Consider the following 15567-nt stretch of genomic DNA (forward strand, 5'->3'; position numbering starts at 1 on the left):
GACGGCCGGGCGCCCACGGACCCGCGTCACCTGCGCTGCCCGTACCCCCGTAGCCGCTCCCCCGCCTCCGCCACCTGTTCCTGCGACAGCAGGGCCGGGGTCAGACCCGGCACGGAGGACGCCGTCAGCCACAGGCGGCACATCCACTCGAGCTGGGCGGTGCGGTCGTAGGCCTGGTCGAGGGTGGTGCCGTAGGCGATCGTGCCGTGGTTGCGCAGGAGGCAGCCGGTGCGGTCGGCGAGGGCGTGGAGCATGTTCTCGGCCAACTCCTGGGTGCCGTACGTCGCATACGGGGCAACCCGGACGGCGCCGCCGAGCGCGCCGGACATGTAGTGGATCGCCGGGAGCTCCGGGACGAGCGTCGAGACGGCCGTCGCGTGGACGGCGTGGGTGTGGACGACGGCGCCGGCGTCGGTGGTGCGGTAGATCGCGAGGTGCATGGGGAGTTCGCTCGTCGGGACGAGCGAGCCCAGGACCCGGCGGCCGTCGAGGTCGACGCCGGTCACGTCGTCCGGTGTCAGCCGGTCGTACGGCACTCCCGAGGGCGTGACCAGCACGGTGTCGCCGACGCGTACGGAGACGTTGCCGGAGGTGCCGACGACGAGTCCCTCGGAGACGGTGCGGCGGGCGGTCGCGACCAGTTCCTCCCAGGCGGGCACCTCCTCTGCGCGCACACTCCGCTTCCACGGCTCCGGCACATCCCGTGCGCCTTCTCCGGCACCCCGTCCGTCCCGCTGGTCGCGTCGCTGCTCAGCCATGCCGCGATCCTGTCAGGTGGGGCCGCCGAACGCGGCCGGGCGGGGGCACTTTAGGGCGGAGGCCAGGCGTCCGGAAGGTCGCAAATGCGGACACTTCCCCCTCGGCTGCGGCTTGGCCGTAGAGCGCCGGACATGCGCGGATCTTCCAGTAATCTCTGCCTGTTTTGTCGTGCACGCCGCCATTCCGGGGGGAAATATGGCCCGTGATCGCAAACCTTCCCGTCACCGCGGCCGCGTCCTTGCCGCGTCCGTGGCAGCGCTCACCCTCGCGGGGACCGCGCTGGCCGAGTTTCCGGCTTCGGCGGCCGGTAAACCCAAGGGGCACGACGTCTCTTCGCATCAGAAGAACGTCGACTGGCAGAAGGCGAAGTCCAAGGGGGCGAAGTTCGTCTACGTCAAGGCGACCGAGTCCCACACCTACCGCAACCCGCACTTCAACCAGCAGTACAACGGCGCGCGCAACGCGGGCCTGATCCGCGGGGCCTACCACTTCGCCCTGCCGAACAAGTCGTCGGGCAAGGCACAGGCGGCGCACTTCGTACGCAACGGCGGCGGCTGGAGCGCGGACGGCTGGACGCTGCCGCCGGCGCTCGACATCGAGTACAACCCGTACGACAGCAAGCACAAGTGCTACGGCCTGAAGAAGGCCAGGATGGTCAGCTGGATCAAGTCCTTCAGCAACGAGGTGAAGCGGCTGACCGGGCGCCGCCCGGTGATCTACACGACCGCCCACTGGTGGAACACCTGCACCGGCGGCAGCGGCGCCTTCGCCTCGAACCACGCGCTGTGGGTGGCCCGCTACAACTCGGCGGACGCCGGGGCGCTGCCGACCGGATGGGGGTACTGGACCATCTGGCAGTACGACAACAGCGGCAGCCTGCCGGGTGATCAGAATCTCTTCAACGGGTCCCTGGCACAGCTGAAGAAGTTCGCCCGGGGCTCGTAACCGTGCGGCGGTTGGGCCGCGCTGGAGGATCGGAGGGGAATCCCTCGGTTCCAGACACCGTGCGGCCCGCCTCAGTTCATCTTCCGTTCACCCTGGTTACCTACGTTCGACCAGCCAATGACGCTCGAACGATTGCCTGGGTAAATGGAAAACTTCTCGCTGATCCTCGCGATTGTGGTAGTAACCGCACTTGCGTTCGATTTCACGAACGGTTTTCACGACACCGCCAACGCGATGGCCACGACCATCTCGACCGGTGCACTCAAGCCCAAGGTCGCGGTGGCCATGTCCGCCGTGCTGAACCTTGTGGGCGCATTTCTCTCCGTGGAGGTCGCCAACACGATCTCCAAGGGTCTCGTCGACGAGAGCGGCATACGTCCCGAGGTCATCTTCGCCGCCCTGGTCGGCGCGATCCTCTGGAACCTGCTGACCTGGCTGGTCGGGCTCCCCTCCAGCTCCTCGCACGCCCTCATGGGCGGTCTGATCGGCGCCACCATCGCCTCGGCGGGCATGGGCGCGGTCCACGGTGACGTCCTGATCACCAAGGTCCTGATCCCGGCGATCGCGGCGCCCATCGTCGCGGGCCTCGCCGCGATGCTCGCGACCCGCCTCTCCTACTCCATGAGCAAGAAGGCCGACGGCAGGGCCGCCGCGAAGGGCTTCCGCGCCGGCCAGATCGCCTCGGCGGGCCTGGTCTCGCTGGCCCACGGCACGAACGACGCGCAGAAGACGATGGGCATCATCACCCTCGCCCTGGTCGCCGGCGGCGCCGTCGCTCCCGACTCCGACCCGCCCACCTGGGTCATCCTCTCCGCGGGTCTCGCCATCGCGCTCGGCACCTACCTCGGCGGCTGGCGCATCATCCGCACGATGGGCAAGGGCCTGACCGACCTCCAGCCGCAGCAGGGCTTCGCCGCCCAGACCAGCGCGGCCACGGTCATCCTGGCCTCCTCGCACCTCGGTTTCTCCCTCTCCACCACGCACTCGGTCTCGGGTGCGGTGATGGGCGCGGGCCTCGGCCGCAAGGGCGGCGTCGTCCGCTGGTCCACGGCGACGCGGATGTTCGTGGCGTGGGGCCTGACCCTGCCGGCCGCGGCCCTGGTGGGCGCACTGGCGGAGTGGGTCACCGGCCTCGGCGACTGGGGCACGGCGGTCGTGGCGGTCTTCCTCATCGCCTCCAGCGCGGCGATCTGGAAGCTCTCGCGACGCGAGGTCATCGACCACACGAACGTCAACGACAGCGACGAGGAGCCAGCCGGCGTGGTGACGACGGCGATCGCCGCGGTCACCCCTCCCCCGGCGGGCACGGTGACCGAGGACCTCACGGCCACGATCCCGGCCCCGACCGCAGCCCCGGAGCCCGCCGCTCCGCCGGCCGCCGTCTGAGCCCGCCGCACCCAGGAACGAAGGAATCACCGACATGAAGATCGACTGGGAAGCGCTGGGCTCCGTCTTCGGCGTCAGCCTCGTGGTCACCGTGGCCCTCGTGGCCCTGTTCACCCTCGGCATCATGGGCCTCTCCCGCCAGGAACGGGCCACCGCACAGGGCGGATCCGCGGCTCTCGCGGTCACCGGCGCGTACGCCTGCTTCGCGGCCTGCGCGGCGGCGGTGACGTACGGGATCTATCTGATCGTCGCCTGACGCGACGAGCGAACACCCCGTGGGGTGCGGGACGGTTCTCCGTCCCGCACCCCACGTTTTTGTCACGTCCGCAACCCCCCGTATGTGGGCCTCAGCACACTCTCCCGTCCCAGGTCAACGGCAAGTTGACGGCCCTTCCGGGCCCATGGTGGACTGCCGGAGCCATGTACGACGGCAGAAGAGGAAGCCGGTGGAAGTCCGGCGCGGTCCCGCCACTGTCACCGGGGTAGGTAGCCCCGGGAGCCAGGAACTCTCGTCGTCGGTCTCGTCGAACCAGGGCGTGGACACCCTGAGTGAGGACATATCGCCATGCTCGCCTGCCGTTTGAGATACCGCACCAGGTCACTGCCCGACGCCACGGCCGGCTGAGCCGATGCGTGCCGATCGCGTCTTCGCGTACGGCGCCGCCACCGGACTTCTCGGTGACCTGCTGCTCGGTGATCCACGCCGGGGGCATCCGGTCGCCGTGTTCGGGCGGGCCGCGGGTGCCGTGGAGCGGGTGTTGTGGCGGGACCACCGGGGTTGGGGGGCCTTGCACACCGCGGTGTGCGCCGGGGGCGCCGTCGTGCTCGGTGCCGTGGCGCAGAAAGCCGTACGTCCCTCCCCCGTCGCCTCCGTCGCGCTGACCGGTATCGCCACCTGGGCCGTCGTGGGCGGCACCTCGCTCGTGCGCGAGGCACGAACCATCGGGCGTGCCCTGGAAGTCGGGGACGTCGAGGCGGCGCGGGAGCGGCTCCCTCATCTGTGCGGGCGGGATCCGCAGGCCCTGGACGCCGACGGGATCGCCCGGGCCGTGGTCGAGTCCGTTGCCGAGAACACCTCCGACGCCGTCGTGGGGGCCCTGGTGTGGGGAGCCGTCGGTGGCGTGCCCGGGCTGCTCGGGTTCCGCGCCGTCAACACCCTTGACGCCATGGTCGGGCACAAGTCGCCGCGTCATCGGCGGTACGGCTGGGCCTCGGCCCGGCTCGACGACGTCGCCGGGTGGCCGGGGGCCCGGCTGACCGCCGTACTGGCCGCTGTCGCCGGGAGCGATCCGCGGGGGGCCGTACGAGCCTGGCGTGCCGACGCCGGCGAGCATCCGAGCCCCAACGCCGGGCCCGTGGAGGCCTCGTTCGCCGGGGCCCTGGGCGTGCGGCTCGGCGGGACCTTGTCGTATGCGGGGCGCGTCGAGCACCGGCCCGTGCTGAACCAGGAGGGGCGTTCCGTGGAGGTCCACGACATCGAGCGGGCCGTACGGCTGTCCCGTCGCGTCGGTCTGCTCGCGCTCGGCGTCAGTGTCGCCGCGCGGGTCGCTCTCAAGGCGCGTGCCTCATGACCGGCGGTGGGCTTCTCGTCGCCGGTACCACCTCCGACGCGGGCAAGAGTGTCGTCACCGCCGGAATCTGCCGGTGGCTGGTACGGCAGGGGGTCAAGGTCGCGCCCTTCAAGGCGCAGAACATGTCCCTCAATTCGTTCGTGACCCGCGAGGGTGCCGAGATCGGGCGGGCTCAGGCCATGCAGGCCCAGGCCTGCCGCGTCGAGCCGACCGCGCTCATGAATCCCGTGCTGCTGAAGCCGGGTGGTGAGCAGAGCAGTCAGGTCGTACTGCTCGGCAAGCCCGTCGGTGAGCTCAGTGCGCGCGGGTATCACGGGGGACGCCAGCAGCAGTTGCTCGGCACCGTGCTGGACTGTCTCGCCGAACTGCGGGGCACGTATGACGCGGTGATCTGCGAGGGGGCCGGCAGTCCCGCCGAGATCAATCTGCGGCGGACCGACATCGTCAACATGGGCATCGCCAGGAACGCCCAACTCCCTGTCCTCGTCGTCGGCGACATCGACCGCGGTGGCGTCTTCGCCTCCTTCTTCGGGACCGTCGCGTTGCTCTCGCCGCAGGACCAGGCCCTCGTCGCCGGGTTCCTCGTGAACAAGTTCCGCGGGGACGTCAGCCTCCTGGAGCCCGGGCTCGACATGCTCCACGGCCTCACCGGCCGGCACACGTACGGTGTGCTGCCCTTCCGGCACGGGCTCGGCATCGACGAGGAGGACGGGCTCCGGGTCTCCCTGCGGGGGACCGTACGGGAGTCGAACACGGCCCCGCCCGTCGGCGAGGACGTGCTGCGGGTCGCCGTCTGCGCGATTCCGCTCATGTCCAACTTCACCGATGTCGACGCCCTCGCCGCCGAACCGGGCGTCGTCGTGCGGTTCGTGGACCGGCCGGAGGAACTGGCCGACGCCGACCTCGTGGTGATCCCGGGGACCCGGGGCACGGTCCGGGCGCTGGAGTGGCTGCGGGAGCGGGGACTTGCGCAGGCCATCGAGCGCAGGGTCGCCGAGCAGCGGCCCGTCCTCGGCATCTGCGGTGGCTTCCAGGTCCTCGGTGAACACATCGAGGACGAGGTCGAGAGCCGGCGGGGTCATGTCGAGGGGCTCGGCGTGCTGCCCGTGCGGGTGCGGTTCGCCCGCGACAAGACCCTCACCCGGCCGGAAGGCGAAGCCCTCGGCGAGCACGTCGCCGGGTACGAGATCCATCACGGGGTCGCCGACGTCAGCGGCGGAGAAGCGTTCATCTCTGATGACAAGGGACACAGCCTGGACGGCTGCCGGGTCGGCCAGACCTGGGGCACCCACTGGCACGGCTCGCTGGAGTCGGACGGATTCCGACGGGCCTTCCTGCGCGAGGTGGCGGCCGCCGCGGGCCGCCGTTTCGTACCGGCCCCTGACACGTCGTTCGCCGCGCTGCGCGAGGAGCAGCTCGACCGGCTCGGCGATCTCATCGAACAGCACGCGGACACGGACGCGCTGTGGCGGCTCATCGAGTCCGGCGCGCCGCAAGGACTGCCTTTCATTCCACCGGGAGCGCCTGCATGAGCACTGTGTTGTTGTTGTCGACCGCCGACACGGACCTGCTGGCGGCCCGCGCCGCTTCCGGTGCCGACTACCGGATCGGCAACCCGACCCGCGTGGACGTCGCGGAGGAGCTGCCCGCGCTCGTCGAGGGCGCCGACATCGCCGTCGTACGACTGCTCGGCGGCAAGCGTGCCTGGGAGGACGGGCTGGCCGCGCTGAAGACCGCCGGAATCCCGACCGTGCTGCTGGGCGGAGAGACCGTTCCGGACGCCGAGTTGATGGCCGAGTCGTCGGTGCCCGCCGGTGTCGTGGCCGAGGCGCTCCGGTACCTCGTCGAGGGCGGGCCCGCCAACCTGACCGAGCTGGCCCGGTTCCTCTCCGACACCGTGCTGCTGACCGGTGAGGGGTTCGTCGAGCCGCAGAAGATGCCGGAGTACGGCGTCCATGGCGAGCGGCCCTATGTGGAAGGCCGACCTACCATCGGCGTGCTCTTCTACCGGGCCCATGAACTCAGCGGCAACACCGCCTTCGTGGACACCCTCTGCGACGCCATCGAGGCACGCGACGCCAATGCTCTTCCCGTGTACTGCGGTTCACTGCGCGGGGCCGACGCGGAGTTCTATGAACTGCTGACCAAGGCCGACGCCCTCGTCGCCACCGTCCTCGCCGCCGGCGGCACCCACGCCTCGCAGGCCTCTGCCGGCGGTGACGAGGAGGCCTGGGACATCGGGGCGCTGGCCGACCTGAACGTGCCGGTGCTGCAAGGACTCTGCCTCACCTCGTCCAAGGCCGCCTGGGACGAGTCCGACGCCGCCCTCTCCCCCATGGACGCGGCGATGCAGGTCGCGATCCCCGAGTTCGACGGACGGCTGATCACGGTTCCCTTCTCCTTCAAGGAGCAGGGTCCGGACGATGTCCCGGTCTACATCGCCGACCCCGAGCGGGCCGCGCGCGTCGCCGGGATCGCCGTACGGCACGCCCGGTTGAAGCACCAGCCGAACGCCGAGAAGAAGCTCGCGCTCGTCTTCACCGCGTACCCGACCAAGCACGCGCGCGTCGGCAACGCGGTGGGACTCGACACCCCCGCGTCGGCGGTGCGGGTGCTGGACGCGCTCCGGGCCGCCGGTTACGTCGTCGAGGGGCACCCCGACAACGGTGACGAGCTGATCCACCGGCTCATCAACGCCGGTGGACACGACGTGGAGTGGCTCACCGAGGAGCAGCTGGCCGCCGCGCCCGCGCGCGTGCCGCTGGCCGACTACCGGGCGTGGTTCGACAAGCTCGACCCGGAGCTGCGGAACGGCATGCTGGAGGCCTGGGGCGAGCCCCCGGGCAACCTGTACGTCGACGGGGACGACATCGTGCTCGCGTCGCTCCAGTTCGGGAACGTCGTCGTGATGATCCAGCCGCCGCGCGGCTTCGGTGAGAACCCGATCGCGATCTACCACGACCCGGACATGCCGCCGTCGCACCACTACATGGCCGCCTACCGGTGGCTGGACAACAGCTTCGGCGCCGACGCCGTCGTCCACATGGGCAAGCACGGCACGATGGAGTGGCTGCCCGGCAAGGGCCTCGGTCTCAGCGGAGGCTGCGCTCCGGACGCCGTCCTCGGTGAGCTGCCGCTCATCTACCCCTTCATCGTCAACGACCCCGGTGAGGGCACCCAGGCCAAGCGCCGCGGGCACGCCACCGTCGTCGACCACCTGGTACCGCCCATGGCGCGTGCGGACACGTACGGCGACCTGGCCAAGCTGGAGCAGCTCCTCGACGAGTACGCGCTCGTCTCCGACCTGGACCCGACGAAGGCACCGGCCGTGCGGGCGCAGATCTGGACGCTGGTGAAGGCGGCCGAGCTCCATCACGACCTGCATGTCGAGGACCAGCCGGACGACGACGCGTTCGACGAGTTCGTCATGCACATCGACGGCTATCTGTGCGAGATCAAGGACGTGCAGATCCGCGACGGGCTGCACATCCTCGGCGGGGGCCCGGTCGACGAGGCACGGGTCAACCTCGTGCTCGCCGTGCTGCGCGCCTCGCAGGTGTGGGGCGGTCAGGCGAACGCGCTGCCGGGACTGCGGGCCTCCTTCGCGGCCCATTACGGGCTGGTCGAGAAGGAGTTGCTCGCCGAGCCCGGGGCGCCGGTGAAGGTGCCGGTGGAGCTCTCCGACCTCGTCGAGGGCCCGTCGCGTACGGCCGCCGACGCGATCGACCTGCTGGAGCAGCTGTGCCGGCGGGTCGCGGAGGGGATGGAGGCGCGGGACTGGGACGCCGCGGTCGTCCCGGCTCTCGTCCGTGGTGTGCTCGGCACCGAACTCCCGGACGCGGTCGCGGTGTTGGAGTTCGCCTGCAACGAGGTCGTACCGCGTCTCGCGAAGACCACCGACGAGATCGACCACATCCTCAAGGCGCTCAACGGCGGTTACGTCCCCGCCGGTCCGTCCGGCTCCCCCACCCGCGGCCTCGTCAACGTGCTCCCGACCGGCCGCAACTTCTACTCGGTCGACCCCAAGGCCATTCCGTCCCGGCTGAGTTGGGAGGTCGGGCAGTCGCTCGCCGACTCGCTGGTGCAGCGGTATCTCCAGGACACCGGCGAGTACCCGAAGTCCGTCGGCCTGACGGTCTGGGGTACCTCCGCGATGCGCACCCAGGGCGACGACATCGCCGAGATCCTCGCGCTGCTGGGCTGCCGTCCGGTGTGGGACGAGGCCTCGCGCCGGGTGACCGGCTTCGAGATCGTCGGCCTGGAGGAGCTGGGCCGTCCCCGTATCGACGTGACGGTCCGTATCTCCGGGTTCTTCCGGGACGCGTTCCCGCATGTGGTCGCGCTGATCGACGACGCCGTCCGCAAGGTGGCCGAGCTGGCCGAGCCCGCCGACCGGAACTTCGTCAAGGCCCACGCCGACGAGGACACCGCCGAGCACGGTGACCGGCGGCGCGCGACGGCCCGTATCTTCGGCTCCAAGCCGGGCGCGTACGGCGCCGGTCTGCTGCCGCTGATCGACGCCCGCAACTGGCGGTCGGACGCGGACCTCGCCGAGGTGTACGCCGTCTGGGGCGGTTACGCCTACGGGCGCGGACTCGACGGACGGGCGGCGCGCGGGGACATGGAGACCGCGTTCAAGCGGATCAACATCGCCGCGAAGAACGTGGACACCCGCGAGCACGATCTCGTCGACGCCGACGACTACTTCCAGTACCACGGCGGCATGGTCGCCATGGTCCGCCACCTCACGGGCGCCAACCCCGAGGCGTACGTGGGCGATTCGGCCACTCCCGACCAGGTCAAGACCCGCACCCTCGGCGAGGAGACCCACCGCGTCTTCCGCGCCCGCGTGGTCAACCCGCGCTGGATGGCGGCCATGCGCCGGCACGGCTACAAGGGCGCCTTCGAGATGGCGGCGACCGTGGACTACCTGTTCGGCTACGACGCCACGGCGGGCGTGGTCGACGACTGGATGTACGAGAAACTCAGCGCCGAGTACGTCTTCGACCCGGAGAACCGGGACTTCATGAAGAAGTCCAACCCGTGGGCGCTGCGCGGCATCACCGAGCGGCTTCTGGAGGCCGCGGACCGCGGCCTGTGGGCCGAGCCGGACGCGGAGACGCTGGAGCGGCTGCGAGCGACCTACCTCGAACTTGAGGGAGATCTGGAGGGCGACTCATGAGCGCCCTGGAAACCCCCGCGTCGGCGGGGAGCACCCCAGCACACCGCCTACTGCTGGCGACACGGCCGGACCACCCCCGCGTCGGCGGGGAGCAGGCTTCGACCATCACGGGGCCGCGGCTTGGCTGCGAGTCGCTCTGCCATGAATCCCCCGAAGGAGTGATCACCGCGTGAGCACGCCCTATCCCTTTACCGCCCTCGTCGGACAGGACAGCCTCCGCTTGGCGCTGCTCATCAACGCGGTGAGCCCGGCCGTCGGCGGTGTGCTGGTGCGCGGGGAGAAGGGCACGGCCAAGTCCACGGCCGTGCGGGCGCTTTCGGCGTTGCTGCCGGAGGTGCCGGTCGTCTCCGGGTGCCGTTTCTCCTGTGATCCGGCCAAGCCGGACCCGGCGTGCCCGGACGGGCCGCACGAGCCCGGCAACGGCGTCGAGCGCCCCGCCCGCATGGTCGAACTCCCCGTCGGCGCCTCCGAGGACCGGCTCGTCGGGGCGCTCGACATCGAGCGGGCGCTCGCCGAGGGCGTGAAGTCCTTCGAGCCGGGCCTCCTGGCGGACGCGCACCGCGGCATCCTCTACGTCGACGAGGTCAACCTGCTCCACGATCACCTGGTCGACCTGCTGCTGGACGCGGCGGCGATGGGCGCGTCGTACGTCGAGCGTGAGGGTGTCTCCGTACGGCACGCCTCGAAGTTCCTGCTCGTCGGCACCATGAACCCCGAAGAGGGCGAGCTGCGGCCGCAGTTGCTCGACCGGTTCGGGCTGACCGTCGAGGTCGCGGCCTCGCGGGAGCCGGACCAGCGGGTGGAGGTCGTACGGCGTCGGCTGGCGTACGACGACGATCCGGCGTCCTTCGCGGCGCGTTGGGCGGACGAGGAGGCTTCCGTACGGCAACGGATCGTCGGTGCGCGGGAGTTGTTGCCGTCCGTGCGGCTGGGCGATGGTGCGCTGCGGCAGATCGCTGCGACCTGTGCCGCGTTCGAGGTGGACGGGATGCGGGCCGACATCGTGATGGCCCGGACGGCCACCGCGCTGGCGGCCTGGGCGGGGCGGACCGAGGTGCTCGCGGAGGATGTGCGGCAGGCCGCGCTGCTCGCGCTGCCGCATCGGCGTCGGCGCAATCCCTTCGACGCGCCCGGACTTGACGAGGACAAGCTCGACGACACGCTGGAGGAGTTCTCCGGCGAGGGCGAGGGCCAGGGCGACGAGGATCCCGATCCGGACGGCCCCGGTGGGGGTGGCGGTCAGCCGCCCTCCGAGGGGCCGCAGGACGACGGTGGCTCCGGTGCGCAGCCCGAGGCCGGTGACGGTGGCGAGCCGCAGGCCGGCGGTGCCGGTGCGGGTGAGCAGTCCGCCGTACGCGCTGCCGAGCCCTTCCGTACCAAGGTGCTCAGCGTGCCGGGGCTCGGGGACGGGGCCGCCGGGCGGCGTTCGCGGGCGCGGACCGAGCACGGCCGGACGACCGGTGCGCGACGGCCCCGGGGGGCGCTGACCAAGCTGCACCTGGCCGCGACCGTGCAGGCTGCCGCCCCGCATCAGCGGGCGCGCGGGCGGTCCGGGCCCGGCCTGGTGCTGCGCCGGGACGATCTGCGGCAGGCGACGCGGGAGGGGCGTGAGGGGAACCTCGTGCTGTTCGTCGTGGACGCCTCCGGGTCGATGGCGGCGCGGCAGCGGATGAGTGCGGTGAAAGGTGCTGTGGTGTCGCTGCTGCTGGACGCGTACCAGCGGCGGGACAAGGTGGGGCTGGTGACGTTCCGGGGTTCGGCGGCGGATGTGGCGTTGCCGCCGACGTCGTCCGTGGACGCGGCCGCGGCTCGGCTGGAGACATTGCCCACGGGTGGGCGGACGCCGCTTGCCTCCGGGCTGCTGAAGGCCCATGAGGTGCTGCGGGTCGAGCGGCTGCGGGATCCCGCACGGCGGGCGCTCGTGGTGGTCGTGACCGACGGTCGGGCCACCGGTGGGCCCGAGCCTGTCGCGCTGGCTTCGCGGGCGGCTCGGCTGTTCGCCGCCGAGGGGGTCGCCTCCGTGGTCGTCGACTGTGAGTCCGGGCCGGTGCGGCTCGGGCTCGCGGGGCAGCTCGCCGGTGAACTGGGCGGTACCGCGGTCACATTGGACGAGCTGCGGGCGGACTCCATCGCCGGGCTCGTGAAGGACGTACAGAGGAGGGCCGCGTAATGCCTCAGGGTCAGCCGAGTGTGGTGCCGGACGATGGTCTGACCACGCGTCAGCGTCGTAATCGGCCTTTGGTGGTCGTGCATACGGGGATCGGCAAGGGGAAGTCGACCGCCGCCTTCGGGCTGGCGCTGCGGGCCTGGAACCAGGGGTGGCCCATCGGGGTGTTCCAGTTCGTCAAGTCGGCGAAGTGGAAGGTCGGCGAGGAGAACGCGCTGCGGGTGCTCGGCGCCAGTGGTGAGGGTGGCTCCGTCGACTGGCACAAGATGGGTGAGGGCTGGTCGTGGGTGCAGCGCGATCAGCAGATGGACAACGAGGAGAAGGCCCGGGAGGGCTGGGAGCAGGTCAAGCGGGACCTGGCCGCCGAGACGTATCAGCTGTACGTGCTCGACGAGTTCGCCTACCCCATGCACTGGGGGTGGGTGGACACCGATGAGGTGATCTCCGTGCTGCGGGACCGGCCGGGCACGCAACACGTCGTCATCACCGGGCGGAACGCTCCGGAGAAGCTGGTCGACTTCGCCGATCTCGTGACCGACATGTCCAAGGTCAAGCACCCCATGGATGCCGGGCAGAAGGGGCAGCGGGGTATCGAGTGGTGATGTCCTCGTCCGTTTCCGTTCCCCGGCTGGTCATCGCCGCGCCCTCGTCGGGCAGCGGCAAGACCACCGTTGCCACGGGGTTGATGGCCGCGTTCGCCGCGCGGGGGCTTGTCGTGTCTCCGCACAAGGTGGGGCCTGACTACATCGATCCCGGGTATCACGCGCTCGCCACCGGGCGGGTGGGACGGAATCTCGACGCGTATCTGTGCGGGTCCGAGCTGGTCGGGCCGCTGTTCGCGCATGGGGCGCGCGGGTGCGACATCGCCGTCGTCGAGGGTGTGATGGGGCTGTACGACGGGGCCGCGGGGGAAGGTGAGCTGGCGTCCACGGCTCATGTGGCGAAGTTGCTTCGGGCGCCGGTGGTGCTGGTCGTGGACGCGTCGTCGCAGTCGCGGTCGGTGGCGGCGCTGGTGCATGGGTTCGCCTCCTGGGATCCCGAGGTGCGGGTCGGGGGCGTGATCCTCAACAAGGTCGCTTCGGATCGGCATGAGGAGTTGCTGCGGGAGGCGTTGGACTCTGCTGGGGTGCCGGTGCTCGGGGTGCTGCGGCGGGTGGCTCAGGTGGACACGCCTTCGCGGCATCTGGGGTTGGTGCCGGTCGCCGAGCGGCGGGCGGAGGCGGTGGACGCGGTTGCGGCCATGGCTGCGCAGGTTTCCGCCGGGTGCGATCTTGAGGCGCTGGTGGGGTTGGCGCGGGGTGCGGGTGCGTTGTCATGTGCGGCTTGGGATGCGGCTGAGGTCCTGGGTTCTTCGCCCCCGCCGCCCCTTCCCGTCCCGACCCTGGGGGCTGCGCCCCCAGACCCCCGCTTTCGGCCCGAAGGGCCTCGTCCTCAGACGCCGGACGGGCTGAAGGCACCGGTGGTCGCCGTCGCCGGTGGGTCCGCGTTCACCTTTTCCTATGCCGAGCATGCCGAGTTGCTCACCGCTGCCGGGGCCGTCGTCGTTCCCTTCGATCCCCTTCGGGATGAGCAACTGCCCGACGGTGCCCGTGGGTTGGTCATCGGGGGTGGGTTTCCCGAGGTGTATGCATCCGAGTTGTCCGCCAACGAGCCTCTGCGCAAGGCCATCGGGGAGCTCGCTCTGAGTGGTGCTCCCGTTGCCGCCGAGTGTGCCGGGCTGCTCTATCTGTGCCGGGAGCTCGACGGGCTGCCCATGTGCGGGGTGCTCGACGCGTCCGCGCGGATGAGCGAGCGGCTGACGCTCGGGTATCGGGATGCCGTGGCCGTGAGTGACAGTGCCCTGGCCGTCGCTGGGACCCGGATGCGCGGGCACGAGTTTCATCGGACCGTCGTCGAGCCGGGCTCGGGGGCGGCTCCCGCCTGGGGTGTGCGCGCCCCTCAACGGCGGGTCGAAGGTTTCGTACAACAAGGGGTGCACGCGAGTTATGTGCACACGCACTGGGCGTCGCAGCCCGGTGTCGCCCGTCGGTTCGTGGAGAGGTGCCGGACGTCATGAGCAGCAAGCTGGTCGGAGTCGGGGTAGGGCCCGGTGATCCGGAGCTGGTGACCGTCAAGGGCGTCAACGCTCTGCGGGCCGCCGATGTCGTCGTCGTGCCCGTGATGGCTGCGTTCGATGGAAAAGATGGCGGGGAGCGGGGGCGGGCCGAGGCGACCGTCCTGCACTACGTGGGTCAGGAGAAGGTCGTACGGGTCGTGTTCGCGCTCAACGAGCGGACCGACCGTGGCCGGCGCGAGGCCGCCTGGGACGCCGCCGGGGAGCGGGTCGCCCAGCTGCTCGCCGAGCACTCCTGCATCGCCTTCGCCACGATCGGCGATCCGAACGTGTACTCCACCTTCACCTATCTCGCGCAGACCATCGCCGAGCTCGTGCCGGGGACCGTCGTGGAGACCGTGCCGGGCATCACCGCCATGCAGGATCTCGCCGCCCGTTCCGGTGCCGTGCTCACCGAGGGGACCGAGCCGCTGACCCTGGTGCCGGTGACCGCCGGGGCCGCGGCGCTCAAGGAGGCCCTCGCCGGGCCCGGGACCGTGGTGGCGTACAAGTTCGGGCGGCAGGCGCAGGAGGTCGCCGAGGCGCTGCGGGAGACCGGGCGGATCGACGACGCCGTATGGGGGTCCGCGCTCGGGCTGCCGGAGGAGTCCGTGCAGCCCGCCTCCGAGCTCGGCGAGGCCGCGCTTCCCTATCTCTCCACTCTCATCGCGCCCGCCCCGCGCGACGGTGGCCGGGGCGGCAAGCTGTGACACCCCCCGGCCCGCCCGCCAGAGGCTCAGTCGGCGATGCCGACCACCAGCCAGATGAACGCCGCGCCCGCGACCGTGCACAGCAGGGTCGAGCGGGCGGGGTGTTCGTGGTGCGCCTCGGGGAGGATCTCGGCCGCCGCCAGGTAGAGGAGTGCGCCGCCGAAGAAACCCAGATAGGCGCCGAGCAGCTGCTCCGGGATGGTGAGGAACAGGGTGGACGCGGCTCCCACCACCGGGGCCACCGCGTCCGCGAACAGCATCGCGAGGGCTTTGCGGCGGGCGTTCCCGTACAGGCTCGTGATCGTGTACGTGTTGAAGCCGTCCGCGAAGTCGTGGGCGATCACCGCCAGGGCCACGGCCGTGCCCATGCCACCGCCGACCTGGAAGGCCGCGCCGATCGCCACGCCGTCCATCGCGCTGTGACCGACCATCGCGGCCGCGGCCGTCAGGCCCACCTCGGGGACCCGGCCGTCGTGCTCCTCGCCGCCGTGCGCCGCCTGGCGGACCGCCAGCAGACGTTCCACCAGATGGGCCAACAGGAAACCGGCCACGAACAGCAGGAGTGCCGCCGGTACGCCGAACACCTCGGTGCCCGCCGCCTCCAGCGCCTCCGGCAACAGGTCGAGGCCCACCACGCCCAGCATCAGGCCGCCTGCCAGGCCGAGGACGAGGTGGCGGCGGTCCGTCACGCGTTGTGCCGTCCAGCCGCCGGCCAACGTCATCAGGAACGCGCCGAGCGCGACGAACACCGCCAT

General features: G+C 71.0%; 12 protein-coding genes and 1 riboswitch. Of the genes, 10 read left to right on the top strand and 2 right to left on the bottom strand.

All coding sequences use genetic code 11. From position 1 onward, the window contains the following. Positions 1-26 precede the first annotated feature (26 nt). Positions 27-758: a class II aldolase/adducin family protein gene (locus tag OHU89_RS13080; RefSeq protein ID WP_405642554.1), complete on the bottom strand. Its 732-nt coding sequence runs from the start codon at positions 756-758 to the stop codon at positions 27-29. Positions 759-954: 196 nt separating this feature from the next. On the opposite strand from OHU89_RS13080, the gene OHU89_RS13085 reads away from it, so the two are divergent. The 10 genes from OHU89_RS13085 to cobI all read left to right on the top strand — a co-directional run bounded on the left by OHU89_RS13085 (position 955) and on the right by cobI (position 14812). Next, the gene (locus OHU89_RS13085) at positions 955-1704 is read left to right on the top strand and encodes a lysozyme (protein ID WP_405642556.1); all 750 of its coding nucleotides are present in this window, start codon (positions 955-957) and stop codon (positions 1702-1704) included. A 144-nt stretch (positions 1705-1848) separates the two neighbouring features. Continuing rightward, a complete protein-coding gene (locus OHU89_RS13090) occupies positions 1849-3090 on the top strand; it encodes an anion permease (RefSeq protein WP_405642558.1) in 1242 nt (413 codons plus the stop codon). 34 nt (positions 3091-3124) lie between these two features. Next, positions 3125-3346 carry a hypothetical protein gene (locus OHU89_RS13095; RefSeq protein WP_266829011.1) on the top strand — a complete coding sequence of 74 codons (222 nt, stop codon included), beginning with the start codon at positions 3125-3127 and terminating at the stop codon, positions 3344-3346. 131 nt (positions 3347-3477) lie between these two features. Next, a riboswitch (cobalamin riboswitch) is annotated at positions 3478-3620 on the top strand. A gap of 99 nt (positions 3621-3719) precedes the next feature. Further along, complete coding sequence (locus OHU89_RS13100) at positions 3720-4661, top strand: cobalamin biosynthesis protein (protein WP_405642560.1); 942 nt, start codon at positions 3720-3722, stop codon at positions 4659-4661. After that, on the top strand, positions 4658-6193 hold the full coding sequence (locus tag OHU89_RS13105; RefSeq protein WP_405642562.1) for a cobyric acid synthase: 1536 nt from the start codon (positions 4658-4660) through the stop codon (positions 6191-6193). Before OHU89_RS13100 ends, OHU89_RS13105 begins: the two co-directional genes overlap by 4 nt. Continuing rightward, positions 6190-9843 (top strand): cobaltochelatase subunit CobN, encoded by a 3654-nt coding sequence (gene cobN, locus OHU89_RS13110; RefSeq protein WP_405642564.1) that lies wholly within the window; start codon positions 6190-6192, stop codon positions 9841-9843. The genes OHU89_RS13105 and cobN overlap by 4 nt, the downstream gene beginning before the upstream one ends. A gap of 169 nt (positions 9844-10012) precedes the next feature. Continuing rightward, entirely contained in the window at positions 10013-12013 is a 2001-nt protein-coding gene (locus OHU89_RS13115; RefSeq protein WP_405642566.1) for a putative cobaltochelatase, read from the top strand. Further along, positions 12013-12612 carry a cob(I)yrinic acid a,c-diamide adenosyltransferase gene (gene cobO / locus OHU89_RS13120; RefSeq protein WP_266894205.1) on the top strand — a complete coding sequence of 200 codons (600 nt, stop codon included), beginning with the start codon at positions 12013-12015 and terminating at the stop codon, positions 12610-12612. Before OHU89_RS13115 ends, cobO begins: the two co-directional genes overlap by 1 nt. After that, positions 12612-14066, top strand: a complete 1455-nt coding sequence (locus tag OHU89_RS13125) for a cobyrinate a,c-diamide synthase (protein WP_405642568.1) — start codon at positions 12612-12614, stop codon at positions 14064-14066. The genes cobO and OHU89_RS13125 overlap by 1 nt, the downstream gene beginning before the upstream one ends. Next, positions 14063-14812, top strand: a complete 750-nt coding sequence (gene cobI, locus OHU89_RS13130) for a precorrin-2 C(20)-methyltransferase (protein WP_405642570.1) — start codon at positions 14063-14065, stop codon at positions 14810-14812. Before OHU89_RS13125 ends, cobI begins: the two co-directional genes overlap by 4 nt. A gap of 26 nt (positions 14813-14838) precedes the next feature. Here the strand turns inward: cobI and OHU89_RS13135 are convergent, their stop codons facing one another. Beyond that, positions 14839-15567, bottom strand: a complete 729-nt coding sequence (locus tag OHU89_RS13135) for a ZIP family metal transporter (RefSeq protein ID WP_405642572.1) — start codon at positions 15565-15567, stop codon at positions 14839-14841.

Origin of the sequence: Streptomyces sp. NBC_00019 (assembly GCF_045041015.1) — a bacterium.
GTDB lineage: Bacteria > Actinomycetota > Actinomycetes > Streptomycetales > Streptomycetaceae > Streptomyces.

What these genes read in the sequence shown, in the direction of transcription:
- cobI (WP_405642570.1), top strand. Translation starts at nt 14,063, where the DNA reads ATGAGCAGCAAGCTGGTCGGAGTCGGGGTAGGGCCCGGTGATCCGGAG.
- OHU89_RS13095 (WP_266829011.1), top strand. Translation starts at nt 3,125, where the DNA reads ATGAAGATCGACTGGGAAGCGCTGGGCTCCGTCTTCGGCGTCAGCCTC.
- OHU89_RS13080 (WP_405642554.1), bottom strand. Translation starts at nt 758, where the DNA reads ATGGCTGAGCAGCGACGCGACCAGCGGGACGGACGGGGTGCCGGAGAA.
- cobO (WP_266894205.1), top strand. Translation starts at nt 12,013, where the DNA reads ATGCCTCAGGGTCAGCCGAGTGTGGTGCCGGACGATGGTCTGACCACG.
- OHU89_RS13090 (WP_405642558.1), top strand. Translation starts at nt 1,849, where the DNA reads ATGGAAAACTTCTCGCTGATCCTCGCGATTGTGGTAGTAACCGCACTT.
- OHU89_RS13105 (WP_405642562.1), top strand. Translation starts at nt 4,658, where the DNA reads ATGACCGGCGGTGGGCTTCTCGTCGCCGGTACCACCTCCGACGCGGGC.
- OHU89_RS13125 (WP_405642568.1), top strand. Translation starts at nt 12,612, where the DNA reads ATGTCCTCGTCCGTTTCCGTTCCCCGGCTGGTCATCGCCGCGCCCTCG.
- OHU89_RS13100 (WP_405642560.1), top strand. Translation starts at nt 3,720, where the DNA reads ATGCGTGCCGATCGCGTCTTCGCGTACGGCGCCGCCACCGGACTTCTC.
- OHU89_RS13135 (WP_405642572.1), bottom strand. Translation starts at nt 15,567, where the DNA reads ATGGCGGTGTTCGTCGCGCTCGGCGCGTTCCTGATGACGTTGGCCGGC.
- cobN (WP_405642564.1), top strand. Translation starts at nt 6,190, where the DNA reads ATGAGCACTGTGTTGTTGTTGTCGACCGCCGACACGGACCTGCTGGCG.
- OHU89_RS13085 (WP_405642556.1), top strand. Translation starts at nt 955, where the DNA reads ATGGCCCGTGATCGCAAACCTTCCCGTCACCGCGGCCGCGTCCTTGCC.